Source organism: Corynebacterium sp. LK2537 (assembly GCF_040946485.1).
GTDB lineage: Bacteria > Actinomycetota > Actinomycetes > Mycobacteriales > Mycobacteriaceae > Corynebacterium.
The window spans coordinates 40,334-65,831 of record NZ_JAYWLQ010000002.1 but is presented as its reverse complement, the minus strand read 5'-3'; the positions used below and the strand labels follow the sequence as shown (position 1 = coordinate 65,831).

Below are 25,498 nucleotides of genomic sequence, written 5' to 3'. Positions count from 1 at the left end.
GCTAGTACTTATCGACGTCGAGCTCGGCGAACTGCCGGTGCAGCTCCGCCGGGTCGCGCTCGGCGGCAAGTTCCGGGCCGGCGATGGAGACGAAGCCGTCGATGACGGACTCGCCGTAGTTGTGTCCCGCGCCGTCGGGCACGTTCTTCGCCCCCGGCAGGTCGGCGGCGACCTGCAGGGAGGTGATCACCGGGAACCAGGACATCGCTGAATCGCGGCTGGCCTGGGTGTCCTCGCTCATCCAGTCGGGCTCACGCCAGGTCAGCCCCGGCGACCACCAGCTGACCGGATCCGAGGTGTGCTGGATATACAGCATGCGGGTCGGGCCCCAGTCCTGCTCCGGCAGGCTGGCCCACTCGCGGGCCTGGGCGCTGGTGGTGGCGAAACGCACCACCAGACCGCCGGCGTAGACCGGGTTGATCTCCGTGGTGCCGGGGTCGCGGCGCTCCACGAACTGGGTGCGCAGCCGGTTGAAGTGCGGTGGCCCGGTCAGCAGGATGCCGTCGACGGAGTTGGCGATGTCGCGGAGCCCGGAAAACGCCGCCTCGATGCCGGTGGTGCCCAGCGACTCGCCGTAGAGGTAGAGGCGCGGGCGGTCGTCGCGCGGCAGCGTGTTCCACCAGTCGACGATCGGGGTGATGAATTCCTGCCCGGCCCGCTCGACCTGCTCGCCGCCGGCCAGGAAGTGGAAGGCGGAGGGCATGGCCGAGTACTGCGCGGCGACCACCGCGGTGTCCCCGCCGTAGAGCAGCTCGAAACCCTGCGCGGAATAGGACGAGATCCAGCCCGTGCCCGTGGTCATCACCAGCAGGATGGCCTCGCGCTCGGTGGCGTTGGTCCGCTCTAGTTCCTCGATGAGCAAGCGGGCGCGCTCCGTATTCGTCGCGCCGTTGCCCAGGCCCGCGTAGGCGCGGATGGGTTCCTTCGCCGGGCGCCCGGTCACGCGTTCGAGTTCGGCGCGCGAGGCCCCGGCGTTGAGGAAGCGCGAGCCCTGCAGCCCGACCCCGTCGAAGTCGATGACCGACTCGGGCGAGCCGGAACGCTCCGGGTTCGCCGGCGCGCGCGTGGCCGGGTCGGGCTCGGCGTTCTGGGCGGTAAAGATCTTCTCCCCGGCGCGCACGATGACGCCCGGGACCACGCTGTCGAGCAGGTAGACGCCGAGTGCGGCCACCACCACCGCGGCGATGATCTGGCGGCGGCGCGGCCAGCTGCCCGGGATCGCCTTCCCCAGCGCGCGGACCAGGGCCCGCAGCCCGCGGGCCACGATAACCAGCGCGGTGAATACGGCCAGCGCCACCGGCAGGACCAGCAGGTATTTGGGCAGGCTGAGCGCCGGCACCGAGAAGTTTTCGGCGACGTCGCGCTGCCACCGCACCGAGTAGAAGGTCACCGCCAGCACCCAGATGCCCAGTACGGCGTAGAAGGCGTAGGCGGTAAAGGTCCGCTGCCGCGGCGACCAGGTCTCCGCGTCGAGCCAGCGGTAACGCGGCGCGAGGTAGCGCCTGACGATCCGGGTCCACAGCCACTCCAGGCCCAGGCCCACCAGGTAGCCCAGACCGGCCGCCAGGCCGCAGATAAGTCCCTGGTAGTACCAGGTGCGCGGCAGGATGGACGGGGTCAGCCCGATGACGAAGAAGATAGCGGCGGCCAGCGCGCCCCAGGCGTTGAGCCGGGAGAAGACCTCGCGCGCGTGGTCTAGCGCTACGCTTCCAGCTTTTCGCCCCATTCCAACCATTCCATTTCCAATTCCTCGCGCTGTTGCCGGTGCCCCTTCAGTGTCGCATCCAGCGCCGTCAGCCGCTCGGTGTCGACCTGTTCCGCAGCCTCGGCCATCTCCTGGTTGACCTGGTCGATCTGCTGGTCCAGCTTGGTGATCTTGCGCTCGAGGGCGTTCATCTTCTTGGTGATGGTGCGCTCCTCGGCCTGCGACAGGCCCTTCTTCTCCGGCGCCGGGGCCTCGCCCTCGCCCAGGTTGATGACCCCGCGCTCGGCGGCGGCCTCCTGCTCGGCGCGGCGGCGCAGGTACTCATCGATGCCGCCGGGCAGGTGCGTGAGCTTGCCGTCCCCGAACAGCGCGTAGGCGTTGTCGGCGATGCGCTCGATGAGGTAGCGGTCGTGGGAGATGACCACGAGGGTGCCCGGCCACGAGTCCAGCAGGGATTCCAGCTCCTGCAGGGTGTCGATGTCCAGGTCGTTGGTCGGCTCGTCCAGCAGCAGGATATTCGGTTCCGCCATGAGCACGCGGGTCAGCTGCAGGCGGCGGCGCTCGCCGCCGGAGAGGTCCCCGACCGGGGTGCGCTGGCGCTTCGGGCTAAAGCCCAGGCGCTCGGCCAGCTGCGAGGCGGATAGCTCCTTCTTGCCCAGCTGGACGTAGGTGGCCACGTCCTCGACGGCGTCGATAAGCCGGCGCTGCGGGTCCAGGTCGTCGAGTTCCTGGCGCAGCCAGCCCAGCCGCACGGTCTGACCCTCGATGCGCTTACCGGCGCTGAGCTCATAGTCGCCGGCCAGCGCGCGCAGGAGCGTGGTCTTGCCGGAGCCGTTCACGCCGACCAGGCCGATGCGCTCGCCCGGAGCCAGGCGCCACGTGAAGTGATCGAGCAGCACCCGCCCGTCCGGGGCGGCGATGGTCACGTCCTCCAGCTCGATGACCACCCTGCCCTGGCGCTGTTTGGAAAAGCTCATCAGCTCGACTTTGTCGCGCGGGGCCGGCACGTCGGCGATTAGCGCCTCGGCGACCTCGACGCGGTAGCGCGGCTTCGAGGTGCGCGCTGGAGCCCCGCGGCGCAGCCAGGCCAGCTCCTTGCGCGCCAGGTTGCGGCGGCGCTGCTCCATCGCGTCGGCCTGCCGGGCACGCTCCGCCCGCGCGAAGGTCCAGTCGTTGTAGCCGCCCTCGTAGACGTCGACGGTCGCGTCGTGGACCTCCCAGGTCAGCGTGGCCACCGTGTCCAGGAACCAACGGTCGTGGGTGACCACGATGAGCGCTAGCTTGCGCGCCAGAAGATGCTGGGCCAGCCACTGCACGCCCTCGACGTCGAGGTGGTTGGTCGGCTCGTCCAAAACCACCAGGTCCAGGTCCTTGACTAGGGCCGCGGCCAGACTCACGCGGCGCTTCTCCCCGCCGGAAAGCTGCCCGACGGGGGTCTCCAGGCCCAGCTCCGCGATGCCCAACCCAGAGAGCACGTCGCGCACCTTAGCGTTCGAGGCCCACTCGTAGGTCTCCAGCCCCAGCGGGGCCACCACGCAGTCGGCAATGGTCAGCTGCTCGTCCAGCTCGAAGCGCTGGGTCACCACCGCCATGCGCAGATCGTTGGCGTGGCTGACCCGCCCCGCGTCCGGCTCCGCGATGCCGCTCAAGACCTCCAGCAGGGTCGTCTTACCCCCGCCGTTGACCCCGACGATGCCGATGCGGTCGCCCGTCTGCACGCCCAGCGACACCCCGTCGAGCAGGGTTTTTAGGCCGTAGGACTTGCTGACTTGTTCCAAGTTTAAAAGGTTCGCCATAACAGCCCACCATCTTACTTCGCCGCCCACCACACCCCTTATTGCAGATGAAAGCTGTTTGCAATAGGCTTTCGGTATGCAGAAATCAGCTATTCGAACCCTTGCCGCTTTAACCGCCGCCGGACTGGTGGTCACCGGCTGTTCCCGCCCCGACGACAGCACCGAGTCCCAGCCCTCCGAGGCCGCGCACACCGAGGCCGCGGACGCGCATTCCGACCACGAACACCACCACGACGGGGTCGAAGCCGCCGCCGGCCAGGAGGAAGTCGCCCAGCTGCCGGGCCGTATCCTCCTCAGCACCGACGACGAGCTCATCAGCCTGGACGCCAAGTCCGGCGAGGAAATCGGCCACGCGGAGGCCTCCGGATTCAAGCGCCTGAACCCCGCCGGCGACGGCCGCCACGCCCTGGTCACCCGCGGCGACAAGTTCCAGGCCTTCGACATGGGGCTCATCCGCCAGGCCCACGGCGACCACTTCCACTACTTCACCCAGGACCCCGCGCTCAGCGATGCCACCTTCGCCGGCCTCCCCCACGCCGGCCACGTGGTCAGCCACGACGGCTACACCGCGCTCTTCTCCGACGGCGACGGTAAGGCCCAGATCTACAAGACCAAGGACATGGTTGCCGACGGGGCGGCCGCCGAACCCGTCAACACCGTCGAGACCGGAGCCCCGCACCACGGCGTGGCCGTGCCGCTCAAGGACGGCTCCGTCGTGGTCACCCAGGGCACCGAGGACGAGCGCCACACCATCCAGCACCTGGACGCAGACGGCAAGAAGCTAGCCGAGACCACCGAGTGCCCCGGCGTGCACGGCGAGGCCGCCGCCCAGAACGGCAATATCGTCTTCGGCTGCGAGGACGGCCCCGTCGTCTTCGACGGCTCCGACTTCCACAAGGTCGACGTCTCCGCGTTCGCCGGCAAGAGCGGCTACCAGCGCTCCGGCAACGCCGCCGGCTCGGAGGAATCCAACATCATCCTGGCCGACAACAAGACCGACGCGGACGCCGAGCACGAGCGCCCCACCTCCGTCGCTCTCATCGACGCCGAGGATAACTCCGCCCGCACCGTCGAGCTGGACGGCAGCTACTGGTTCCGTTCCCTGGCCCGCGGCCCGCTGGACGAGGGCCTGGTGCTGACCACCGACGGCAAGCTCAACGTCATCGATCCGGATTCGGCCGAGGTCACCGACAGCATCGAGGCCATTTCCCCGTGGACCGAAAACGAGGAATGGCAGGCACCCGGCCCCATCCTCAAGGCCGCTAACGGCTACGCGTATGTCACCGACGCCAACCAGAAGGAACTGGTCATCATCGACTTGTTCAAGAAGGAAGTCGTCAAACGGGTCGAGCTGGAGACCCCGGTCACGGAGATGGAAGTCTTCTAATCCTCTGAGTCCGGCGCCTCCACTAGGTGCGCGCCCTTCGCCGGGCCCTGGGCCACCAGCCCGCGCGTGCCCGGGATTTCCGTGGTGACTTCCCCCACCACGTCGGCCGCGGCCTCCGGGTCCGCGCACAGGAAAGCGCACGTGGGGCCCGAACCCGAGACGATGCCGGCCAGCGCTCCCGCGGACTTGCCCACCCGCAGCGTCTGGCGCAGGTCGGGGCGCAGGCTCAGCGCCGCTGGCTGCAGGTCATTCGCCAGCGCTTCAGCCAGCGCTTCCGGCGTGCCGCGCAGCAGCGCCTGCGAAACCGGCTGCGCGTCCAGGCGCGGCTGACCGCCCTGCCCGGCCGCGCGCAGCCGGTCCAGCTCGCCGAAGACCGCCGGGGTCGACAACCCTTGCGCGGAGGTGATAAGCGCCCAGTGATAGGAACTGCGCGTGAGCATCTCCGCGAGCCTCTCTCCTCGGCCCGTACCCAACGCCGTGCCGCCCAACAGGGTAAACGGCACGTCCGACCCCAGCTCTTCGGCCGCCGCATACAGCGCCGACTCGTCCAAACCGGCGTACCCGGCCGCCCGGGCAAAGGCCTCGTTGGCCGCCCGCAGCGCCGCCGCCGCATCCGCCGAGCCGCCGGCCATCCCGCCGGCCGCCGGAATCCCCTTGTGCAGGGAGATATGGATACCGGGCAGCTCGCCCACCCCACGGTCCCGAAAGCCCCGGGCGACCATCTCCACGGCACGCCACGCCAGGTTCTGCTCGTTGGCCGGAACCCCCTGCGCGTAGGCGCCGGAAACGTCCATGCCCAGCACAACCGGCTCGCCCGGCCGCACGCTTCCGCGGGTCTCCAGGTCTAAAACGTCGTGGATATCCAGCGCCTGAAAGACGCTGACCAGCTCGTGGTAGCCGTCCTCGCGCGCGTCGCCAACGCCCAGGTGCAGGTTCACCTTGGCGTGCGCCAGCGCGCGTACCGCAAACTCACCCATTAGTTCGCCTCCCCCGCCGCGCCGGCAATGCCCGCCAGCCGGGCGAAGTCTTCCACCGCGAGCTTTTCGCCGCGCTGACGCGAATCGATGCCCGCTGCCCGCAGCGCCTCCTCCGCCGCGTTGGCGGAGCCAAAGTGCCCGGCCAGGCTGGCGCGGAGGGTTTTGCGGCGCTGGGCAAAGGCGGCATCGACAACCGGCCAGAGCTGCGCCCGGGCCTCCTCGGTCACCGGCCAGGGCGCCTGCCCCGGGCGGTAGCAATCGATGCGCACCAGGCCCGATTCAATATTCGGGGCCGGCCAAAACACGTTGCGCCCGATGGTGCCCGCCTGCCGCACCTTCCCGTAGAAGGCGGCCTTCACGCTGGGCACGCCGTAGATCTTGCTGCCGGGCTGCGCCGCTAGGCGCTGGGCAACCTCCAGCTGGACCATGACCAGCACGCGCTCGATGGACGGGTAGGCCGCAAGCAGGTGCAGCAGCACGGGCACCGCGACGTTGTACGGCAGGTTGGCTACCAGCGCGGTCGGCTCCCCCAGCTCGCCGGCGGTGATTTTCAGCGCGTCTTTTTCGACCACGCGCAGCTTCGCCGCGTTGTCCGGATCGCGCTCGGCGACGGTTTGCGGCAGCTGCCCCGCCAGGCGCGGATCGATTTCCACGGCCGTGACCTGGGCGGCCTGGCCCACCAGCCCGAGCGTCAGCGAACCCAGGCCCGGGCCTACCTCGATGACCCGATCGTCTGGGCCGACCTCGGCGGCAGCGACGATCCGGCGGATGGTATTCGGATCCAGCAGGAAATTTTGCCCCCACTTCTTGGTGGGGGTTACCTCCAGCTGCTGCGCCAGCTGGCGGATTTCTTGCGGGCCCAGGAGGGTGTCACTCATGGGCACCCATCTTAGTCCATGCCCGCGCGGGTTTTAGCGCAGACCCATCTTGGCGGTGCAGGCCGGCCAGGCGCCCCAGCCCTGCGATGCCTGCACGCGCTCGGCGACCGCAATCTGCTGCTCGCGGGTGGCCTGCCAGGCCTCCGGCGCGTACTCGGTGCCGCCGTGGCCCGCCCAGGTGGACGGGGTGAACTGCAGGCCGCCGGAGAAACCGTTGCCGGTGTTGATATTCCAGTCGCCGCCGGCCTCGCACTGCACGAGGGAGTCCCAGACCGAGCCGCCGGCCACGGCCGGTGCGGAGGCGGCCTTCTTGGTGCCGCGGGCGACCACGGCGGCGGTCGGCTCCTTGTGGACCTCTTCCTTGATGACGTCCTTGGACTCTTCCTTGCCGTTCTTGGTCACCACGCGGAAGGTCTTGGTGCGCTCGCCCGGGGTGCCCTCCTCGCGGACCTCCTCGGTGCCCTCCTCGAGCTCCGGGTCGTCGACGTAGTTCGGTTCGGCGTCGAACTCCTCGGTGACGTCGAATTCGTCGGTAGAGATCTTGTCGACATTAATCTCCATGCCCTCGGTGAGCACCTCGTCGACGGCCGGGGTGACCTGGTCGTCCTTGTCGACCTCGATACCGCGGTCCTTCAGCACGTCGCCGACGGTCTTGGCCGCGATCTTGGTGTAGGTGATCTTGCCGCCGTCGTTGATGCGGACGATCTTCGGGCTGACGACCTCCAGCGACATGTTCTCGGTGACCTTGTCGGAGGCGTTAGCCTCGGAGCCGCCGGCCAGGATGGCCGCGCCCGGGGCAATGTTTTCCAGCTGGCCGACCAGGTCCTCAACGGTCAGGGCGGTCGAGGACAGCTTCTGCTGCGCGCCATCGACGGTCACGGCCACCGGCTTGGCGGTGCGCACGGTGATGGTATCTCCCCCGCGCAGGTCCTCCGACGGGGCCGGGTAGACCACGTCCTCGTCGCCGACCTGGACGCCAGCGCTATCCAGCGCGCCCTCGACGTCCTTGGCGAAGGTAGCCAGCGCAACCTCTTCCCCGTTGACGTCGACGGTGACGTCCTTCTGGGCGCCGACGGCCACGACGCCGCCGACGGCCAGGGTGCCCAGCACGCCGCCGGTGGCGATGCGCAGGGGCAGGGAACGACTGTTGTTAATGCGCTTAATCTGGTGGGAAGTAGTCATCGAACTCTAAACTCTCTGAGCTTTCTTCTGCTGGGGACACGGCTGGTTTTACCCATGGTGTTATCCACGTGGGTGCGCCCTAGCCGCACGCGGTTCGCGTAGATTCACGTGGCTGCGGCCGGGGCGTCAACTTTTAATAACAGTACGATAACAGCCCAGCTCAGTCGAGCACTAAACAGACACAGCCATCCCAGCGCCACCAACTACCACTGCATTCACAGGCACCACCGGCTACCTGCACAAACGGTGCGTGTGAAGATCGCCACACTTTAGGCTTTAAGCCAGCCCGTAGACCGCGTCGAAGGTCGCCGAGACCTCTTCTGCCAGCTCCTCGACGCGCATCCCGCGCGCCTGCGCCACGCACGCCGCGGTGTGCCCGATGAAGGCCGGTTCGTTGCGGGACCCGCGGAAAGGCTCCGGTGTCATATACGGCGCGTCCGTCTCAATCAGCAGCTGCCCCGCCGGGGCCAGCGCGGCGGCCTGGCGCATCTCCTCGTTGCGCTTGAAGGTGACGTTGCCCGCGAAGGACAAGATATAGCCGCGGTCGATGGCCTCCTTGGCCACCTCCAGCGGCGAAGAAAAGCAGTGCAGCATGATGCGCGGCGGGGCGGGGGCATCGGCAAGCACGCGGAGCAAGTCTGCATCCGCCTCGCGGTTGTGGATCATCAGCGTCTTGCCGGTCTCCACCGCCAGGTCGATGTGCCAGCGCAGGTCCTCCTCCTGGACCTCCAGGGAGGCGGTGTCCTCCGGACTGTGCTTGATCCAGTAGGTGTCCAGGCCGGTCTCGCCGATGGCCACGCAGCGCGGATCCGAAGCCATCTCGCGCAGCTGCTCCCGGGCCGCCGCGTCCAGCTCGTGGGCGCGGGTGGGGTGGATGGCGCAGGCGGCGTAGACGTCCGGAAACTCCTGCGCGGTGCGCAGCGCGGCGGCCGCCTCCTCCAGGCCGTCGCCGACCGTACACAGCTTCTCCACGCCGGCGGCGCGGGCGCGCTCCACCAGCTCAGCGGCCTCGCCGGTCGACGCCAGGTGGGTGTGGGCATCCACCAGGTGCGGGATAAATTCAGCAGGTTGCGGGGTCGGGCGCTTCTTTTTCGACATGGCGCCATTATAGGCGGAGTACTGTAACGTACCGGAACAACCGCAGTACGCACTAAGGAGTCAACACCTTGGCAGATTTCCAGATTCGCCGCGCCACGGCCGACGATGCCGACGCCATCGCCGACATCTTCAACGCCGGCACCAACGCCGAGCCGGCCAACAACCTCGTGACCTGGCAGGAAACCGGCGCCGACCGCGCCAAGTGGATTGCCGACCTGGAGGCCGACGGCTACCCCGTCTTCGTCGCCACCGACGACAGCGGGGTTATCGGTTTCGCCGCCTACTTCCAGTTCGTCATCCCGGGCATCTACTACGGCACCGTCGAGGACACCATCTACCTCTCCCCCGCCGCCACCGGGCGCGGGGCCGGGACCGCTTTGCTCAGCGCCGTCGTCGAGCACGCGGGCGAAAACCCCTACGTGCACACGATGATCACCTACATCGTCGACACCAACGAGGCCTCCCTGGCGCTGCACCGCAAGCTCGGCTTCGAGGAAACCGGCCGCATGCCGAATATCCACACCAAGCACGACCAGCGCCTGGGCCTGGTGCACCTGCAGCGCCACTTCAAATAAAAAGACCCCCGCTGGCAGTAGCGGGGGTCTTAAAGGGCACGTCCGGTTATTTCTGGACCGGCGCCCACTCCGGGCCGGTCTCGCCCAGCTCCGGATCAAGCTTGGCGATCAGCGGCTTCGGCTTGGCCAGCGCGGTGCCCGGCTCGACGTCCACGCGGGCCCAGGTGGCCTGCTGCTGGTCGTAATCGCCCGTAATGATGGGGTACGTGTGGCCCTGCGGGGGCAGGCCCACGCCCACGAGCTCGACCGGCAGGTCGTCGGCGACTTCCTCGATGCGCGGTTCCGCCGCCCAGACGCCGCTGCGCCCCAGGGTCTCGTGGACCTGCTGCGCGATGTGCGGCAGGAACGGGGTGAGCATGACGTTGCAGTCGGAGACGACCTGCAGGGCCGTCCACAGGACCGTCGCCAGGCGCTCGCGCTGGCTGTCGTCCTTGGCCAGCTTCCACGGCTCCTGGTCGGCGATATAGGCGTTGGCCTCGCCGACGACGTGCATGGCCGCCGTGATGGCCACCTTGAACTTGGAGTGCTCCAGAGCCTCGGCGACGGTGGCGAAGGACTCCTCCGCCAGCTGCAGGATCTTTTTGTCGGCCTCGCTCAGGCTGGCCGGGGCGGGCACCTCGCCGAAGTTCTTGTGCGCCATCGAAACCGTGCGGTTGACCAGGTTGCCCCAGCCGTTGGCCAGCTCGTTGTTGATGCGGCGGACGAACTCGTCCCAGGTGAAGTCCGTGTCCGTGTTCTCCGGGCCGGCGACGGCGATGAAGTAGCGCAGCGGGTCCGGGCCGAATTCCTTCAGGAAGTCCTTGACGTAGATGACCACGCCCTTCGACGAGGAGAACTTCGAGCCGGACATCGTCAAAAACTCCGAGGAAACGATCTCCGTCGGCAGGTTCAGCTCGCCCAGCGGGTGCTGTTCGCCGCCCTTAGACCCGCGGCCGGCGTAGCCCAGCAGCTCGGCCGGCCAGATCTGGGAGTGGAAGGTGATGTTGTCCTTGCCCTGGAAGTAGTAGTGGCGGGCGTCCGGGTTCTGCCAGTAGTCCTTCCACGCGTCCGGGTTGCCGGTGCGGTGGGCCCACTCGATGGAGGCAGACAGGTAGCCGATGACCGCGTCGAACCACACGTAGAGCTTCTTGGCGGAATTTTCCTCCCAGCCCTCGACCGGGATCGGGATGCCCCAGTCGATGTCGCGGGTCATCGCGCGCGGGCGGATGTCCTTGAGCAGGTTCAGGGAGAACTTCAGCACGTTGGGGCGCCAGTCCTCGCGGGTGGACAGCCACTCGCGCAGGGCGTCGGCCAGCGAGGGCAGGTCCAGCAGGAAGTGCTCCGTGTCGATGAACTCGGGGGTCTCGCCGTTGATCTTGGAGACCGGGTTAATCAGATCGGCCGGGTCCAGCTGGTTGCCGCAGTTGTCGCATTGGTCGCCGCGGGCATCGTCGGCGCCGCAGATAGGACAGGTGCCTTCGATGTAGCGGTCCGGCAAGGTACGGCCCGTCGACGGGGAGATTGCACCCTTGGTGGTCTCCTTGATCATGTAGCCGTTGGCGTAGAGGCCCTTGAACAGCTCCTGGACCACCGCGTAGTGGTTGCGGGTGGTGGTGCGAGTGAATAGGTCGTAGGACAGGCCCAGGCCCGCGAGGTCTTCCGCAATCTGCCGGTTGTAGCGATCGGCCAGCTCGCGGACGGAGATGCCCTCCTTGTCGGCCTGCACCAGCAGCGGGGTGCCGTGCTCGTCCGTACCGGAGACCATCAGCACGTTGCGGCCGCGCATTCGCTGGTAGCGCGCGAACACATCCGAGGGGACGCCGAACCCCGCCACGTGTCCGATATGGCGGGGGCCGTTGGCATACGGCCAGGCAACGTTTACAACTACCGACTCAGTCATGCCTACTAGCCTATCGAATTCCACCCGGGCCTCCTACTTCAGTCCCACGCTTAACGATGCCTACCTGGGCACATTGCTCCATTTTTCGTCCTTTGGGCAGGCCGCGGCGCAAAAACGGCCGTTTTCGGCCTGTGGATAGTTTGCGCAGGGTGGTTACTTTGCTCCGAGTTATCCACAGATCGGGTTTGCGGGCCTTGTAGGGGTTGCCAGGCGCTTCTAGCGTGTGGGGCATGACGACGACAGCCATGGACACTTTGAAATCAGCACACTCTATCTTCGCGGACGGGATTTCCTACTTGGGCCTGTGCCGCGAGTTGAGCCTGCCCGCTTTGAAGGCTGTCATGTCGGACGTTGCCGCGGCCGCGCACTACCGCGCGTGCCAGACCTTCTTCGGGCACACGACCTATACGCGCAAGCAAGCCGCCGCCCGCCGGGGTGCCGCAGAATCCGGACACCACCTGGATACTTTGCTGGTGTTGGACAATGCCTTCCGCCGGGTGCGCAACCAGGGCGAGGCCTGGGCGATGCTCATCGAACTGTGCAACACTCCTGGCACCACCAAGCAGCTGCGCCGACTGGCCAACCAAAAGGTCTTGGAGCTCAACCGCCCGGCACCGCCAGCCGAAGGCGTGCGGGTCACCCGCCGCAAGGATGGGCCCAGCACTTTTTCTGTTACCGGTGATCCGGAGTTGGTGGAAAACCTCTGGGCGTCAATTAAGACCATCCCCGACGTCGAGGCCCTGTTTAGCGGCGGACTGGAGAAGCAGCCCAAGGCCACGCACGTGGTTATCTCCCTGCCGGACTGGGTACGCATCCTTGCCGGTGACGGGGACGAAATCACCCTGCAGCTAACCAACGGCACCACCATGACCGGGGCCGAATACGTCCGCCAATGCTTGTTGGATGCGGGCCTGGCCACGTTGGTGGATCCTAGGCGGGGTCCGGTCAACCAATACCGCTACCAACGCCACGCCTCACCCAAGCAGAAAGACATGGCCAAGGCCGAGACAACCACCTGCGCGTGGCCAAACTGCCGCAAGCCGGCCGATGAGTGCCAAGTGCACCACATCTACCCCTGGGTAGACGGCGGAGAAACCAACCAAGAAAACCTCACCTTGTTGTGCGAGTTCCATAATTCCTGGAACGACGACGACCCGGCCTACCCCAGACACGGAAGGGTCAATCGAAGACACGGCAAAGTCACGTGGGAACCGCCCTGGGGCGGCGGGACCTGACGGCTGATAGCTGACGGTTGACGGCTGACACGGGGTCAGCCGCAAGAGCAAAACCTTGAGACCAGGCTGCGATGGGACACCCCAAGGAACACTCCCCAGCCGAAACACGCAAAAGGCGCCACGGACCACGTCCGTAGCGCCTACTCGGCGTGCCTCAACCAGCAAAAAGCGCACCGCCCACAAAAGGGTCGGTGCGCTTTGGCATGTGCGCGAGAGGCTTAGTGCTTGCGCTTGAGCTTGAGACGCTCGGCGCGGCGACGCTTGTTCTCCTGCGCGCGCTGGTACTCGCGGTGCAGGCGGCGCTCGCGGGCCAGCTTGCGCTGGAAGGCCTGGGATTCGCGGTACTCAAGGTAAATGACGTCGTTGCGCAGATCCTTGACGATGGCGAACATCAGCAGAACCACAATCACCAGGAACGGCGCGGCGGCCACGATGGTGACGTTCTGCAGGTTGTTCAGCGAGTCCTCGTTGACCAGCAGCAGGGTCAGGCCAACCGCGGCGGTCAGCACACCCCAGATGGCGGACAGCCACGGCTGGGCGTCGGACTTGCCGTTCTGCGACATCGAACCCATCACCGTCGACGCGGAGTCCGCGGAGGTAATGAAGAACGTGGCCAGCAAAATCATGGCGACGATGGAAGCAATCGCCCCGAGCGGCATGGCGTTGAGCAGGTTGAACAGCTCTTCCTCGGCGCTCTCGCCGGCAATCGAGTTACCGGTCTGCTCGGCGTGGATGGCCGAGCCACCGAAGATGGCGAACCACAGGGTGGACACGCCGGCCGGGACCAGCAGGACGCCGACGCAGAACTCGCGGACGGAACGGCCGCGGGAAATGCGCGCCAGGAACATACCGACGAACGGCGACCAGGAGACCCACCATGCCCAGTAGAAGATGGTGTAGCCGCTGAGCCACTCGCCGGCCTCGCCGTTGGCGGACTCGGCGGTGCGGCCGATCATCTCGGTGAAGTTATCCAGGTAGGCACCGATGGAGCCCGGCACCAGGTTCAGGATGTTGACGGTCGGGCCAACGATGAACACGAAGATGGCCAGCAGCGCGGCCATGACCATGTTGGCGTTGGACAGGTACTGGATGCCGCGGCCCACGCCCGACAGGGCGGACAGGATAAAGGCCAGGGTCAAAACCAGAACGATGCCGATGACCACGCCGTTGCCCGGATCCTCGATGATGCCGGAGGCGGACAGGCCGGCCTGAATCTGCAGGGCACCCAGGCCCAGGGAGCAGGCGGTACCGAAAACGGTGGCGAAAATCGACAGGATATCAATCAGCTTGCCGACCGGGCCGGCAGCGCCCTTCTCGCCGATGAGCGGCACGAAGGCCGAGGACAGCAACTGCTTACGACCAATACGGAAGGTGGAGTACGCAATAGCCAGGCCCACGATGGCGTAGATGCCCCACGGGTGGAGCGTCCAGTGGAACATGGCGGTTGCCATGGCGGTATCGACCTCGTGCGGGTTGTGATCCGGAACCCCGTCACGGTAGAAGGCCAGCGGCTCGGAAGCGCCGTAGAACATCAGGCCGATGCCCATGCCGGCCGCGAACATCATCGCGATCCACGACGGCGTGGAGAACTCCGGCTCCTCGTCGATATGCCCCAGCCGGATGGTACCGAACTTGGAGACCGCGATAGCGAGAACGAAGACCACGAAGATAGTGGTAAACAGCACGTAGGCCCAGCCGAAGTTATCGACGACCAGGTTCAGGGCCTTGCCGGAGAACTCAGCGAAGCTGTCGGCGCCAGCCAGACCCCAGATGACGATAGCCAGAACCAACGCCCCGGCAACGCCGGTCACGGTCCAGTCGATCTTGGCGTCGCCGTCGGCGGCCATCTCGACGGGCTCTTCCTCGTGCTTTTCGGAGGAAAGGCCCTCGTTGTCCAGCATGGAAGCCAGCTGGCTCGTCGCCGACTGGCCGTCCAGCGCCTCATCAACGGTTTCGTATTTTTGATCTACCGGTTTGGAATCCAGCACGTCCGGATCGTGCGGATCCGCCCCTTCAGGCACGTTGTTTTCCGAATTTGTCATGCAATCTAGGTTGTTCGAAACCGGAAAGTCTTTCAAATTGCCGACCGCGTTTTTTCCTTAATCTCCGGGGTTTATCCCCGATTTTCGCCGCGCCGTGACCTCTGCAGGCTTCGGCATAACCGCTAGTCTTTAAGTTTTCCGACGGTGACACAACACGTTCCTATAACAATTGGGTTAAGAATTGCTGTGAACGGTTATTTTCCCTGCAAGTAGACCAAAAATACGCTGTTTCCCACCCACCGGTCTCAGGGAACTGCCAGCCACGGCAGCGGGCCTCACAAGGCCCGGCCCGGGCGGCGAGACGGGCCGCGGAGGCAAGTCGCGGGCAGCGATTCCCGGGCGGCTAGCCTCGGGCCGCTAGTCCCGGGCGGCTAAGACGGCATCGTAAAGCTCGCGGCTGGAGACCCCCGCCTCGCCAGCGACCTGCTTGCAGGCCGCCTTGAGCCGCAACCCGGCAGCGGCCAGCTCCTGGGCCTTAGGCACCAGCTCGTCCACGCCCACGGCGGCGGCCGCACCGCCCTCGATGACGACGGTGATCTCACCGCGCGCGTTCTCGCCCGCCCACTCGGCCAGCTGCCCCAACGGGCCGCGCTTGACCTCCTCGTAGGTCTTGGTCAGCTCGCGACAGACCGCCGCGGGCCGGTCCTCCCCCAGCACCTCGGCGGCCAGCGAGAGCGTCTCGGCCAGCCGGTGCGGCGACTCGAAAAAGACCACGGCGCGCTCCTGGCCGCGCAGCGACTCGAGCCACTTGCGCCGCGGCCCGCCCTTGCGTGGGGCGAAGCCGTCGAAGATGAAGTGCCCCACGCCCAGCCCGGACAGCGCCAGCGCGGTGGTTACCGCCGACGGCCCCGGCAGGCACGTCACCGGCACGCCGGCCTCGGCGGCGGCGACCACCAGGGAGTGCCCCGGGTCGGAGACTATCGGCATGCCGGCGTCGGTGACGACGAGGACGGTGCCGGAGCGGGCGGCATCGATAAGCCCGGCGGCGCGGGCTTCTTCGTTGTGGTCGAAGTTGGAGACCACCTTGCCCCGGATCTCCACGCCCAGGGCCTGGGCCAGGGCGCGCACGCGGCGGGTGTCCTCCGCCGCGACGACGTCGGCCTGCCCCAGCGCCTGCAGCAGGCGCGCGCTCGCGTCCCCCGGGTTGCCCAGCGGGGTGGCGGCCAGCACGACGCCGCGCGGGAGAGGCTCCAACGAAAACTCAAAGCTCATACCTAACAGCATGGCACAGGGCCGTACCCTAAACTATCTGGGGTGAGTATCCGCACTACCTCCGCCCAGCCCGCCGCCGTCCCGCGCGGCGCCCACACTCGGCCTGCCGCCGGCCCCCGGCCCGTGACGTGGACTATGGCGGACACGGTGACCACGCTCGTCATCGCGGCGCTGGCGCTCGTTAGCCGCTTCGTCGGCCTCCAATACCCCACCAGCGACGAGACCCCGATTTTCGACGAGAAGCACTACGTGCCGCAGGCCTGGGACATGGTGCGCAGCTGGGACAACCTGTTCGTCGGCGGCATCGAGTCGAACCCCGGCTACGGGCTGGTGGTGCACCCGCCGCTGGCCAAGCAGCTCATCGCGATCTCGGAGCAGGTCTTCGGCTACACGCCGCTAGGCTGGCGCACGATGGCCGCGCTCTTCGGCGTCGGCACCGTCCTGCTGATTATGGCACTGGCCCGCCAGCTGTCGAACTCGACGGTGGTGGCGACCATCGCCGGCCTCATCGCGGTCTGCGACGGCGTGCTGTTGGTCTCCTCCCGCTTCGGCATGCTGGACATCTTCCAGGTCTTTTTCATCGTCGCCGCGGCCTGGGCCCTGGTCCACGACCACAAGCAGGTCCACCAGCGCCTCGATGACGCCTGGCGCACCGGCCTGCTCAACGATGCCGCCTTCGGCCCCCGCTTCGGCTTCCGCTGGTGGCGCTTCAGCGCCGGCGTCTTCCTGGGCTTGGCGCTGGCGGTCAAGTGGTCCGGGCTGTACTACATCATGTTCTTCGGCCTGGCCAGTGTGTTCGCCGACCTGTGGCTGCGGCGCCGCTACGGGGTCCGCCGCTACGTGCTAGGCACCCTGCTGCGCGATACCCCGGCCGCGCTGGCCTCGCTCGTGGCGGTGCCGGCCGCGCTGTACGTGTGGTCGTGGCGGGCCTGGTTTACCAGCGAGACCGCCGTCTACCGCCACGCGGCCACCGACGGCACCATCGAGGCCGGCTCCTGGCTGCATCTGCTTCCCGATGCCCTCGCCAGCTGGCTCTACTACCACTTCTCGGTGCTGGAGTTCCACGCCTCCCTGACCACTTCCGGCGGGCATTCCCACCCGTGGGATTCCAAGCCGTGGGCGTGGCTGGTCGCCGCCCGCCCGATTCTCTACCACTCGCAGACGGAGATGACGTGCACGGGCGGCATCGAGTGCCGGCGGATGCTCTTCCTGTTCGGCACGCCGATCATCTGGTGGCTCATCGTGCCGGTGCTGCTGTGGTCGGCGTGGAGCTGGTTTGTCCGCCGCGACCGCCGCTTCGCGCCCGTGCTCATCGGTTTCGCCGCCGGCTTCCTGCCGTGGCTGGCCGCCTACGACCGGCAGATGTATTTCTTCTACGCCGCCGCGCTCATCCCCTTCGTCATCGTCGGCCTGGCGCTGATAGCCGGGCAGCTGGCGGGGCGCGGCCCGGTCGCCCGGTGGGCCCGCCCGCTGCGGTGGGGCTCGGTGGCCGTGGTCGGCTACGTGGCCGCCGTCGTGGCGATGTTTTTCTACTTCGCGCCCATCCTCTACGGGTTCACCGTCCCGGAGAGTTGGTACCAGTCGATGATGTGGCTGCCCAGCTGGACCTAGCTGGGGCTGACCGGGGTTAGCCAGGGCCAGCCGTGCTGTCGGCCTAGTTCGGGTCCGCGCCCAAAACGCGCCAGGCCCCGCGCAGGCTGAAGCCGCGGTCGGCAGCCCAGGCCCAGCCCAGCGCCGCGGTGGCCAGCCCCGTGGCCAGCAGCGCGTAGACCTGGTCCAGGACGAGGTTGCCCAGGGCGATGTCGCGCATCGCGAAGCCGCACAGGAAGGCGAACAGCGTGCAGGTCAGCGGCATGAGCCCCGGGGCCAGGCGGGGGCGCCAGGCGGCGAAAAGAAGGCCGGAAGCCAGCCCCAGGCGCAGCGCCGCACCCTCGATGAGCGCGGAGGCGCCGTCCGGATCCGCCGTCGGGTCGAGGACCTCGCCGGTGCCCGGCACCATGCCGGAGGACTGCGCGACCATGGCCACGGCCCACGCGGCGCTGAGGACCGCGATGACGACCAGGGCGATGCGCGCCATCGCCAGCCCCGCGTGGCGGCGCCCGGCGGTGCGCTGCCATTCGGATTCCACCCCGCCCAGGATGAATTCGGACAGGTCCTGCGGCGGGGCCATGCCCTCCCCGGCCGGCTCCGCGAAGCTCAGCGAGCGGCTCAGCCGGGCCGCCTTGTCCTGGAAGGCGCGGCACTCGGCGCACTCGGCGATGTGGGCGTCGACGACGTTCTCGTCCAGCCCGTGGAGTTCCCCGTCCAGGCGCGCGGAAATGGCGGCCTGGACTTGCTCATGCGTCAACACGGTTGAGCACCTCATCCAGGCTGGCCCGCCCCGCGCCGAAGACGACGACCATCAGCAGGGAAACGAACAAGACGCTGACGTATTCGATCCCGCCCTCGGTGGCGAAGAAGCCGTTGCCCCAGTGCGCGAAGTAGAAGGCCCCGCTGACCAGGACCATCAGCACCGCGGCGGCGGCCGTCGTCAGCAGGCCGATGACCAGAAGCGCGCCGCCGGCCAGCTCCCCGACCGCAGTCAGCCAGGCGAAAATCTGCGGCTGGGGCACGCCCAGGGCGGAGAACTGCCCGACCGTCTCGTCCATGCCGTCGATAAACAGCTTGGTCACCCCGTGGCACAAAAAGACGAGGCCGAGAATCAGCCGCAGCACAAGCAGCGCGGCATCTCTAACGGCGGGTTTGTTCATGAGCATTAGACTACCTTGGTAGCCCCACTTTGCTAAAGAAAGGCGCCGCGATGACTCACGTGTATCTGCTCGATAGCCCGCTGGGCCACCTCGGGTTGGCGGGCACCGACCAGGCCTTAACGCAGCTCGCCCTGCCCAGCGACGAACTGCCGGCCGATGCCACCCCCGGCACCACGCCACTCCTAGAGGAGGCCGCGCGGCAGCTGCGGGCCTATTTTGCGGGCTCGCCAAAGCCCTTCGACGTGCCGTTGGACTATACCAGCCAGCCGCCGTTTACCGCGGCGGTGCTGCGCGAGCTGGCCCGCGTGGGCTACGGCGAGAAACTTAGCTACGGGCAGCTGGCCGCCCGAGCCGGCCAGCCGGCGGCCGTGCGCGCGGTGGGCAACGCCTGCGCGCGCAACCCTCTGCCGCTGTTCGTGCCCTGCCACCGCGTGGTGCGCTCCGACGGCTCCCTGGGCAACTACCGCGGCGGCCTGGCCGCCAAGCGCTGGCTGCTGGAGCTGGAGGCGGGCCGGGGAACCCAAACGGGCCCGGCGGCAGTCTAAACGGTAGCAATCACGCACATTTACCTTTGAGGAGCAACTACCGATGGATAGCACTAGCACTGACACCGGACCAGTAACCGGCCCCGACGGGCTCGCGCGCACCCCGTGGGCGGCTGGGGACGAGCTTTTGCGCGAGTATTACGACACCGAATGGGGCCTGCCCGTCTACTCGGAGGCGGGCCTCTACGAAAGGCTCGTGTTGGAGGGCTTCCAGGCGGGCCTGTCCTGGCGACTCATCTTGAGCCGGCGGCCCGCCTTCCGCCTAGCCTTCGCCGACTTCGACCCCGACACCGTGGCCGCCTTCGGGGCGGACGACGTCGAGCGCCTGGCTAACGATGCCACCATCATCCGCAACCGCCGCAAAATCCAGGCCGCCATCGACAACGCCCGCGCCACCGTCGCCCTGCGCGCCGAGGGCGGCCTGAGCGAATTCCTGTGGTCCTTCCGGCCGGCGGATACGCCGCGGCCGGAGGTGGCAAAAGAAATCCCCACCACCTCAGAGGAATCGACGCAGATGTCGAAGGCGCTGAAGAAGCGGGGATTTAAGTTCGTGGGGCCGACCACCTGTTTCGCGCTGATGGAGGCCATCGGGATGGTCGATACCCACCTGGTGGGCTCGCACCGGCGCGGGTGCTCGGGGCTCTGGGACTAGGCCTCGGGACCAAGCTCAAGGGCACGGCTTCGACGCCAGGCTCTGAGGCAAGGTCTTGGGGCTAGCCGACGCGGCGGGCGGCCAGGTCGTCCCGGCGGACCGGGGCGCGGTCGCCGGTGGAGTCGTCGTCGTGGTAGTAGACCGGCAGGTGGTCGAAGTCGGGGCTATCGTCGTCGACCTCGAGGACTACCGCGCCGGGGCGGCGGAGGCTGCGCGGGATGGCCAGCTCCTCGTCGGCGGCGTTGCGCACGCCCAGGCGGGCGCGCCGCAGCTGGCGGACGCGGCGGTGGCGCAGGGCCTGCTCCTGGCGCACCTGGGTGCGCAGGGCCACCAGGTAGACCACGGAGAGCACGGCGACCACGGCGGCGGGCAGCCAGCCCCAGCCGCCGAGGATGATGCCCAGGGCGACCGTGGCCACCACGGCGACGGCCAGGCCCAGCAGCGTGCGCTGGCGGCGCTGGTAGCGGTCGGTGGACGCGGCCTTATCGGCCTCCGGATCCCAGCCGCCGCGGCCTAGCCGGCGCTTGGCGAATTCCAGCTCCTCGGCAGAAAGCTCGTCATCGCCGCTGATCTCGGCCTCCTCCGTAGCTTCCGCAGCCTCCGCGGTCTCCTCGGCGGCGCTGGCGGTGGCGGCGGCATCGGCGTCGACTGCGCCGGGGTACATGAGATCCACCGGGGAGGTGTAGGACGCGTCCAGCGGGTAGGCGTCGGCGGCGACCTCGTCGACCTGCGGCGGGTCGAAGTATTCGGGGGCCTCCTCCGCAGTTAAATCCTCAGCGCCCTCGCTGTCCTCGGCCGGAACGTCCTCGCCGGTCTCGGCGTCCGCGGCGGGGGCATCGTCGAGCAGGGGCGAGTCGACGACCTCGCCGTCGATGGTCTCTTCCTGCGCGGAGACCGGCACGGCCAGGCTGGCCGGCTCGGCGTCGACGATTTCGTAGTCGTCGTCGGCATCAGTGCGGTGCACGTCCTGCGCGGTCACCCGCGGCTTGCGGCGGCCGGCGACCTTGCCCTGGTCGCCTTCGAAGAGCACCCGGGTGTCCTCGAAGCCGTCGCCGGTGTGGCTGACCGGGCGCTGGCCCCGCAGCAGCCACGGCGCCAGGACGAAGAGCCAGACCACCAGGATCAGGATGAGAATGAGGCCAGGAGACACTACGCGCTACCTCTTTCATAGTTTGACGATTGTCACAACCACAGTACTTCGCGCTTGACCCTCAACCGGCCTGCGCCACGCCCAATCCGGCGAGCTAATCCAGCACGCCGGCCGCCCGCAGCCGCGCGACGCAGCTATCCGGGAAGTCGTCGCGGACCAAGGCGACGAAATGGTGATCGCGCCACTCGCCATCGATGTGCAGGCTGCGGCGGGCGATGCCCTCCTCGCGGAAGCCGTTGTTGAATAAGACCCGCCCGGAGGCGGCGTTGTTGGGCAGGAACGTGGCCGTCACGCGGTGCATGCCCACGCGCCGGAAGGCGTGGTCGGTGCCCAAAGCGCAGGCCACGGTGGCCAGGTGCCCGCCGGTCATCTCCGAAAAGACCCAGTAGCCGATCCAGCATTCGCTCACGCTGCCGTGCTGGATATTGCCCAGCGTGAGCTGCCCGGCGAAACGCCCGTTGCACTCGATGGCAAAGGGCACCACCACCCCCTGGCGCGCCGCCGCGCCCAGGTACCACAGGTGATTCCACCAGGCCTGGGAGCTGTGGGCGGCGGCCCAGCTGGTGGGCATCGTCGGCTCGACGTGCCGCAGGTGGGCCTCGTCGTGGAGGCGCTGCGTGCGCCAGTCCGCCCCGTCCGTGCGGTGCAACGGCCGCAGGCGCACCTCGGCCCCGCGCGGGAAGCGGGCGTTCGGGCGGATGCGCACGGTCTCGGTGACCTCCGGCCATCCGGGGTGCTCGATGGCGCGCGATTCCCGCGCCCCGGTGTGGCGCTGCCAGCTGTGCCGCGCCCAGCCGAAGGGGTCGATCATGAGCGCTGGGTGATGAACATGACGTCGACGACGTCGCCGGGGCGGATATCCGTCACGGACTCCGGCACGCGGATAAGAGCGTTGGCCTCGGCCAGGCCGGCCAGCAGGTGGGCCGGCGCCCCGCCCGCGCCGGACAGGCCCTCGACCAGGTAGTCGGCGGTGTCGGCGTCGCGCATCAGGCGGGCGCGGATATAGCCGCGGCGGCCCAGGCGGGAGTCGATGTGGTTGACGGCGCGGGCGCGCACCACCCGGCGCGCGGCGTTGCGCTTGCCCAGCGCCAGCCGGATGAGCGGGCGAACGAAGACCTCGAAGACCACCAGGGCGGAGACCGGGTTGGACGAAAGCAAAAACGTCGGGATGCGCTCGTCGCCCAGCAGCCCGAAGCCCTGCACGGAGCCCGGGTGCATGGCCACCCGCGTGGTGTCGATGTCGCCGAGCTGGTCCAACACCTCGCGGATGGCGGCGGAGCCGGCGCCGCCGACGGCCCCGGAAATCACGATGACCTCGCTGCGCGCGATCTGGGTCTCCAGGTTTTCCCGGATGCGCCGCGGCTCGCCCTCGGCGATACCCACGCGGGTGACCTCGGCGCCGGCCTCGCGGGCGGCGGCCGCCAGCGCGTAGGAGTTGACGTCGAAGACCTGGCCCAGGCCCGGCTCGCGGTCGATGTCGACCAGCTCGCGGCCGAAGGAAATCACGGTCACGCGGGGGCGAGGGTAGGCCAGCACCTTCGAGCGCCCCACCGCGGCCAGCAGCCCGATCTGGGCCGGGCCCAGGATGGTGCCGGCAGACACGGCGACGTCGCCGGGCTGGATGTCGTCGCCGACGCGGCGCACGAAATCGCCGGAGCGCACCGGGCGGTGGGCGACCATGCGCTTGCGCCCGCGGTCGGTCCACTCGAGGGGAAGGACGGCATCGGCAAGCGTGGGCAGGGGCGCGCCCGTGTAGACGCGCACGGCCTGCTTCGGCTGGAGGCGCAGCGGCTGCCGGGAACCGGCCGGGACCTCCCCCACCACCGGCAGGGAACGCTCGGTCTCCGGCTCCGGGGCCTCCTCCGCGTCCGGGTCGCGCAGGCCGAGGCCGCGCTCGCCGCCGATATCAACCGCGCGGACGGCGTAGCCATCGATGGCCGCCTGCGGGAAGCCCGGCAGCGGCTGGTGCGCCTGGACCTCCTCGGCACACTTCAGCCCCAAAGCGTTGGCGATGGCGATCCGCACCGGCTCGGGCGTGACCGCCGCATCGGTGACAAACTCCAGTTGCTCTTCCACAGAACGCATAGCAACGCGCCGCCTTTCCCCGGTTAGTTCTCCGCCAACCCGTTCTCTTGCTCGTACTCCGCAATAATATGCTTGATCGCCTTATACAGCGCCGGGCCGTATTTCTCGTCGCGCAGTCCGAAGTCGACGTTGGCGGGGATGTAGCCGCCGGGGTTGCCCAGGTCGTGGCGCTTTCCGCGGTGGACCACCACGTGCACGGGCTCGCCTTCCTGGATGAGCAGCTCGATGGCGTCGGTCAGCTGCAGCTCGCCGCCCTTGCCCGGGCCGATGCGCCGCAGGGCGTCGAAGATCTTGCGGTCCAGCAGGTAGCGGCCGGTGGCCACGAGGTTGGAGGGGGCATCGGCAGGATCGGGCTTTTCGACCATGCCGACGACCTTCTTCACGCCCGGCGCGTTAGTGTCCTCGACGTCGAAGACGCCGTAGTTGTAGGTCTCCTCGCGGTCGACCTCGAAGGCACACAGGACGGACCCGCCTAGGGCCGCGCGCACGCGCGCCATGTCCTCCATGACGGTGGCGGGCAGGACGATGTCGTCCGGCAGCATGACGGCGAAGAAGTCCTCGTCCTCGTCCAGGACGGACTCGGCCAGGCCGACGGCGTGGCCGAGGCCCAGCGGCTCGGCCTGCTCGACGGCGATGGGGTGGATGAGGTCCGCGGCGCGCTGCACCTTGGCGACCTGCTCGTCCTTGCCCCGCTCGGCCAGGGTCTCGGTCAGGTCGGGGAAGCGCTCGAAGTGGCGCATGACCTCTTGCTTGTTCGGGGCGGTGATAACCGCCAGTCGCTGGGCGCCGACGGAGGCGGCTTCCTCGGCGATGAGCTCGATGCCAGGTGTATCGACTACTGGCAGCAGCTCCTTGGGCACGGTCTTGGTGGCCGGGAGGAAACGCGTCCCCATGCCGGCGGCCGGAACCACTACGGTTTTCACCCCGTGCGGGGTATTCTCGCGCTCGTTAGACATGGATCTGACCTTACCTGCTCGCCTAATCCGTTTCGGGCACCGATACGCCCTATTAGTATTTAAGTTATGAATTTGCCCTCCCCCGACGCCGATAAGCAGCAACTGCGCGAGCATTTCCGCAACGCCCGCCGCGCCCCGGCCGACGATGCCTCCTTAATCGCCCACACCGACCGCTTCCTGCGCGCCTTTGAGCACCCGCGCGTGGCGGCCTATGCCCCGCTGGCCAGCGAGCCGGGCGGCAAGGAGTGGCTGGCGGCGGTCGCGGCGGCCAGCCAGCAGGTGTGGCTGCCGCTGTCGATGCCCGGCGGCACACTGCTGTGGGCCAGCTACCACGGCGAGAAGGCCACGCGGGCGGGGGCGCTGGGCATCGCGGAGCCGGAGGGCCCGCGGTTTAATTCCACGGTGCTGGCAGGCCTCGACGTCCTGCTGGTGCCGGCGATGGCCGTGGACCGGCGCGGGTTTCGGCTAGGCAAGGGCGCGGGCTATTACGACCGCGCGCTGGCCGGCCTGCCGGCGGGCGGGCCGCTGAAGCTGGCCGTGGTGCACTCCAGCGAGGTCGTGGACGAGTTGCCGGCCGATGCCCACGACGTGCCCTGCGACGGCGCGCTCACCGACGCCGGCGTGGAGCTGTTCTAGGCACTAAGTTCCTCTGCCTGGGAACCGGCGGTGGTCCGGGCGCAGTCTATATAGACATGCGGAGTTTTACTGGTTTTTCTTCCCTGCGGCACACCCTGGCCACCCCGGGGCACCCGCGCGCGAGCCTTCTGAAAAAGCTGGCGGCCGGCGCGCTGGTGGTCGCGGCCGGCTTGGTGGGGCTGAGCGGGTGGAAGGACAACCCGCGGGTGCCGGTCTTCGCCCGCGAGGTCGCGGCCGGCCAGGAGCTGGCGGCCGAGGACGTCGAGTGGCGTTCCCTGCCGCGCGACGCCATCCCGGCGGGCGTGGCCGACCAGGCGGGGCCGGAGGATTTAGCGGGGCGGGTGGTCGTGGCGGCCGGATCGGCCGGCGAGGTGGTCACCGAGTCCCGCCTGTTGGGCGAGGAGCTTACCCACGCGTTGGGGGAATCGACGGGTCAGGACTATCATTTGGTGCCGATTAAGCTCGCGGAGCCGGACATCGCCGCGCTGCTCGCGCACGGGGATACGGTCAGCGTGGTCAGCAACGGTGGGACAGGTCAGGGCGCGCCGCCGGCCGACGCCGGGGAGGCGGAAACCGTCGTGGCGCAGGAGGGAAAAATCGTCTCCACGGCCGCCGCGGGAGAGACCACGGGCTCCCAAGCGGCTACTATTCTAATTGCACTGCCGGCCCCCGCCGCGAAGAAAGTGGCGGCCGCCTCGCTGAGTTTTCCGCTCACCGTGGTGGTCACCGGAGACCGAGCAGGCTAAACATCGAAAGGA

At 68.2% G+C, this 25,498-nt stretch carries 23 protein-coding genes; 8 read left to right on the top strand and 15 right to left on the bottom strand.

Features of this window, described 5'->3' with window-relative positions; genetic code table 11:
• Position 1: 1 nt before the first annotated feature.
• The gene (locus VVS03_RS03235; RefSeq protein ID WP_368534602.1) at positions 2 to 1,726 is read right to left on the bottom strand and encodes an alpha/beta-hydrolase family protein; all 1,725 of its coding nucleotides are present in this window, start codon (positions 1,724 to 1,726) and stop codon (positions 2 to 4) included.
• Positions 1,702 to 3,501, bottom strand: a complete 1,800-nt coding sequence (locus tag VVS03_RS03230; protein WP_368534601.1) for an ABC-F family ATP-binding cassette domain-containing protein — start codon at positions 3,499 to 3,501, stop codon at positions 1,702 to 1,704. The genes VVS03_RS03235 and VVS03_RS03230 overlap by 25 nt, the downstream gene beginning before the upstream one ends.
• Positions 3,502 to 3,577: 76 nt before the next feature.
• Between VVS03_RS03230 and VVS03_RS03225 the strand changes: the two genes are divergently transcribed.
• Positions 3,578 to 4,888 (top strand): hypothetical protein, encoded by a 1,311-nt coding sequence (locus VVS03_RS03225; RefSeq protein WP_368534600.1) that lies wholly within the window; start codon positions 3,578 to 3,580, stop codon positions 4,886 to 4,888.
• Here the strand turns inward: VVS03_RS03225 and VVS03_RS03220 are convergent.
• The 4 genes from VVS03_RS03220 to VVS03_RS03205 all read right to left on the bottom strand — a co-directional run bounded on the left by VVS03_RS03220 (position 4,885) and on the right by VVS03_RS03205 (position 9,023).
• Positions 4,885 to 5,865 carry a 4-(cytidine 5'-diphospho)-2-C-methyl-D-erythritol kinase gene (locus VVS03_RS03220; protein ID WP_368534599.1) on the bottom strand — a complete coding sequence of 327 codons (981 nt, stop codon included), beginning with the start codon at positions 5,863 to 5,865 and terminating at the stop codon, positions 4,885 to 4,887. The genes VVS03_RS03225 and VVS03_RS03220 overlap by 4 nt on opposite strands.
• Positions 5,865 to 6,743: a 16S rRNA (adenine(1518)-N(6)/adenine(1519)-N(6))-dimethyltransferase RsmA gene (gene rsmA / locus VVS03_RS03215; RefSeq protein ID WP_368534598.1), complete on the bottom strand. Its 879-nt coding sequence runs from the start codon at positions 6,741 to 6,743 to the stop codon at positions 5,865 to 5,867. The genes VVS03_RS03220 and rsmA overlap by 1 nt, the downstream gene beginning before the upstream one ends.
• Positions 6,744 to 6,776: 33 nt before the next feature.
• Positions 6,777 to 7,925 carry a transglycosylase family protein gene (locus VVS03_RS03210; RefSeq protein WP_368534597.1) on the bottom strand — a complete coding sequence of 383 codons (1,149 nt, stop codon included), beginning with the start codon at positions 7,923 to 7,925 and terminating at the stop codon, positions 6,777 to 6,779.
• Positions 7,926 to 8,201: 276 nt separating this feature from the next.
• Complete coding sequence (locus VVS03_RS03205) at positions 8,202 to 9,023, bottom strand: TatD family hydrolase (RefSeq protein WP_368519498.1); 822 nt, start codon at positions 9,021 to 9,023, stop codon at positions 8,202 to 8,204.
• 68 nt (positions 9,024 to 9,091) lie between these two features.
• Here VVS03_RS03205 and VVS03_RS03200 point away from each other — a divergent pair, with 68 nt between their 5' ends.
• Complete coding sequence (locus tag VVS03_RS03200; RefSeq protein WP_368534596.1) at positions 9,092 to 9,598, top strand: N-acetyltransferase family protein; 507 nt, start codon at positions 9,092 to 9,094, stop codon at positions 9,596 to 9,598.
• Between the two features lie 46 nt (positions 9,599 to 9,644).
• On the opposite strand, the gene metG is transcribed toward VVS03_RS03200, so the two are convergent.
• On the bottom strand, positions 9,645 to 11,477 hold the full coding sequence (metG, locus tag VVS03_RS03195) for a methionine--tRNA ligase (RefSeq protein ID WP_368519496.1): 1,833 nt from the start codon (positions 11,475 to 11,477) through the stop codon (positions 9,645 to 9,647).
• A 230-nt stretch (positions 11,478 to 11,707) separates the two neighbouring features.
• On the opposite strand from metG, the gene VVS03_RS03190 reads away from it, so the two are divergent.
• Positions 11,708 to 12,712 (top strand): HNH endonuclease signature motif containing protein, encoded by a 1,005-nt coding sequence (locus tag VVS03_RS03190; RefSeq protein ID WP_368534125.1) that lies wholly within the window; start codon positions 11,708 to 11,710, stop codon positions 12,710 to 12,712.
• Positions 12,713 to 12,930: 218 nt separating this feature from the next.
• On the opposite strand, the gene VVS03_RS03185 is transcribed toward VVS03_RS03190, so the two are convergent.
• Both VVS03_RS03185 and rsmI read right to left on the bottom strand, forming a co-directional pair.
• Positions 12,931 to 14,754 (bottom strand): BCCT family transporter, encoded by a 1,824-nt coding sequence (locus VVS03_RS03185; RefSeq protein WP_368534126.1) that lies wholly within the window; start codon positions 14,752 to 14,754, stop codon positions 12,931 to 12,933.
• Positions 14,755 to 15,111: 357 nt separating this feature from the next.
• On the bottom strand, positions 15,112 to 15,966 hold the full coding sequence (gene rsmI, locus VVS03_RS03180) for a 16S rRNA (cytidine(1402)-2'-O)-methyltransferase (protein ID WP_368519493.1): 855 nt from the start codon (positions 15,964 to 15,966) through the stop codon (positions 15,112 to 15,114).
• Between the two features lie 135 nt (positions 15,967 to 16,101).
• On the opposite strand from rsmI, the gene VVS03_RS03175 reads away from it, so the two are divergent.
• Positions 16,102 to 17,577 carry a dolichyl-phosphate-mannose--protein mannosyltransferase gene (locus tag VVS03_RS03175; protein WP_368519784.1) on the top strand — a complete coding sequence of 492 codons (1,476 nt, stop codon included), beginning with the start codon at positions 16,102 to 16,104 and terminating at the stop codon, positions 17,575 to 17,577.
• A gap of 43 nt (positions 17,578 to 17,620) precedes the next feature.
• Here the strand turns inward: VVS03_RS03175 and VVS03_RS03170 are convergent, their stop codons facing one another.
• Together VVS03_RS03170 and VVS03_RS03165 are read right to left on the bottom strand one after the other, a co-directional pair.
• Complete coding sequence (locus tag VVS03_RS03170) at positions 17,621 to 18,316, bottom strand: zf-HC2 domain-containing protein (protein WP_368519492.1); 696 nt, start codon at positions 18,314 to 18,316, stop codon at positions 17,621 to 17,623.
• The gene (locus tag VVS03_RS03165) at positions 18,303 to 18,716 is read right to left on the bottom strand and encodes a DoxX family protein (RefSeq protein WP_368519491.1); all 414 of its coding nucleotides are present in this window, start codon (positions 18,714 to 18,716) and stop codon (positions 18,303 to 18,305) included. The genes VVS03_RS03170 and VVS03_RS03165 overlap by 14 nt, the downstream gene beginning before the upstream one ends.
• A gap of 50 nt (positions 18,717 to 18,766) precedes the next feature.
• Here VVS03_RS03165 and VVS03_RS03160 point away from each other — a divergent pair, with 50 nt between their 5' ends.
• Both VVS03_RS03160 and VVS03_RS03155 read left to right on the top strand, forming a co-directional pair.
• Complete coding sequence (locus VVS03_RS03160; RefSeq protein WP_368519490.1) at positions 18,767 to 19,261, top strand: methylated-DNA--[protein]-cysteine S-methyltransferase; 495 nt, start codon at positions 18,767 to 18,769, stop codon at positions 19,259 to 19,261.
• A 43-nt stretch (positions 19,262 to 19,304) separates the two neighbouring features.
• A complete protein-coding gene (locus VVS03_RS03155; RefSeq protein ID WP_368520977.1) occupies positions 19,305 to 19,913 on the top strand; it encodes a DNA-3-methyladenine glycosylase I in 609 nt (202 codons plus the stop codon).
• A 61-nt stretch (positions 19,914 to 19,974) separates the two neighbouring features.
• Here VVS03_RS03155 and glpR read toward each other — a convergent pair whose 3' ends face one another.
• The 4 genes from glpR to VVS03_RS03135 form a co-directional block, all read right to left on the bottom strand.
• Complete coding sequence (glpR, locus tag VVS03_RS03150) at positions 19,975 to 21,063, bottom strand: gephyrin-like molybdotransferase receptor GlpR (RefSeq protein ID WP_368519488.1); 1,089 nt, start codon at positions 21,061 to 21,063, stop codon at positions 19,975 to 19,977.
• Between the two features lie 94 nt (positions 21,064 to 21,157).
• Positions 21,158 to 21,874, bottom strand: coding sequence for a GNAT family N-acetyltransferase (locus VVS03_RS03145; RefSeq protein ID WP_368519487.1), 717 nt, complete (start codon positions 21,872 to 21,874; stop codon positions 21,158 to 21,160).
• Positions 21,871 to 23,148, bottom strand: coding sequence for a gephyrin-like molybdotransferase Glp (gene glp, locus VVS03_RS03140; RefSeq protein WP_368519486.1), 1,278 nt, complete (start codon positions 23,146 to 23,148; stop codon positions 21,871 to 21,873). Before glp ends, VVS03_RS03145 begins: the two co-directional genes overlap by 4 nt.
• A gap of 23 nt (positions 23,149 to 23,171) precedes the next feature.
• Positions 23,172 to 24,104: a UTP--glucose-1-phosphate uridylyltransferase gene (locus VVS03_RS03135; protein ID WP_368519485.1), complete on the bottom strand. Its 933-nt coding sequence runs from the start codon at positions 24,102 to 24,104 to the stop codon at positions 23,172 to 23,174.
• Between the two features lie 66 nt (positions 24,105 to 24,170).
• Between VVS03_RS03135 and VVS03_RS03130 the strand changes: the two genes are divergently transcribed.
• Both VVS03_RS03130 and VVS03_RS03125 read left to right on the top strand, forming a co-directional pair.
• Positions 24,171 to 24,740, top strand: coding sequence for a 5-formyltetrahydrofolate cyclo-ligase (locus VVS03_RS03130; RefSeq protein WP_368519484.1), 570 nt, complete (start codon positions 24,171 to 24,173; stop codon positions 24,738 to 24,740).
• A gap of 56 nt (positions 24,741 to 24,796) precedes the next feature.
• On the top strand, positions 24,797 to 25,486 hold the full coding sequence (locus VVS03_RS03125) for an SAF domain-containing protein (protein ID WP_368519483.1): 690 nt from the start codon (positions 24,797 to 24,799) through the stop codon (positions 25,484 to 25,486).
• The last annotated feature ends 12 nt before the right edge of the window (positions 25,487 to 25,498 follow it).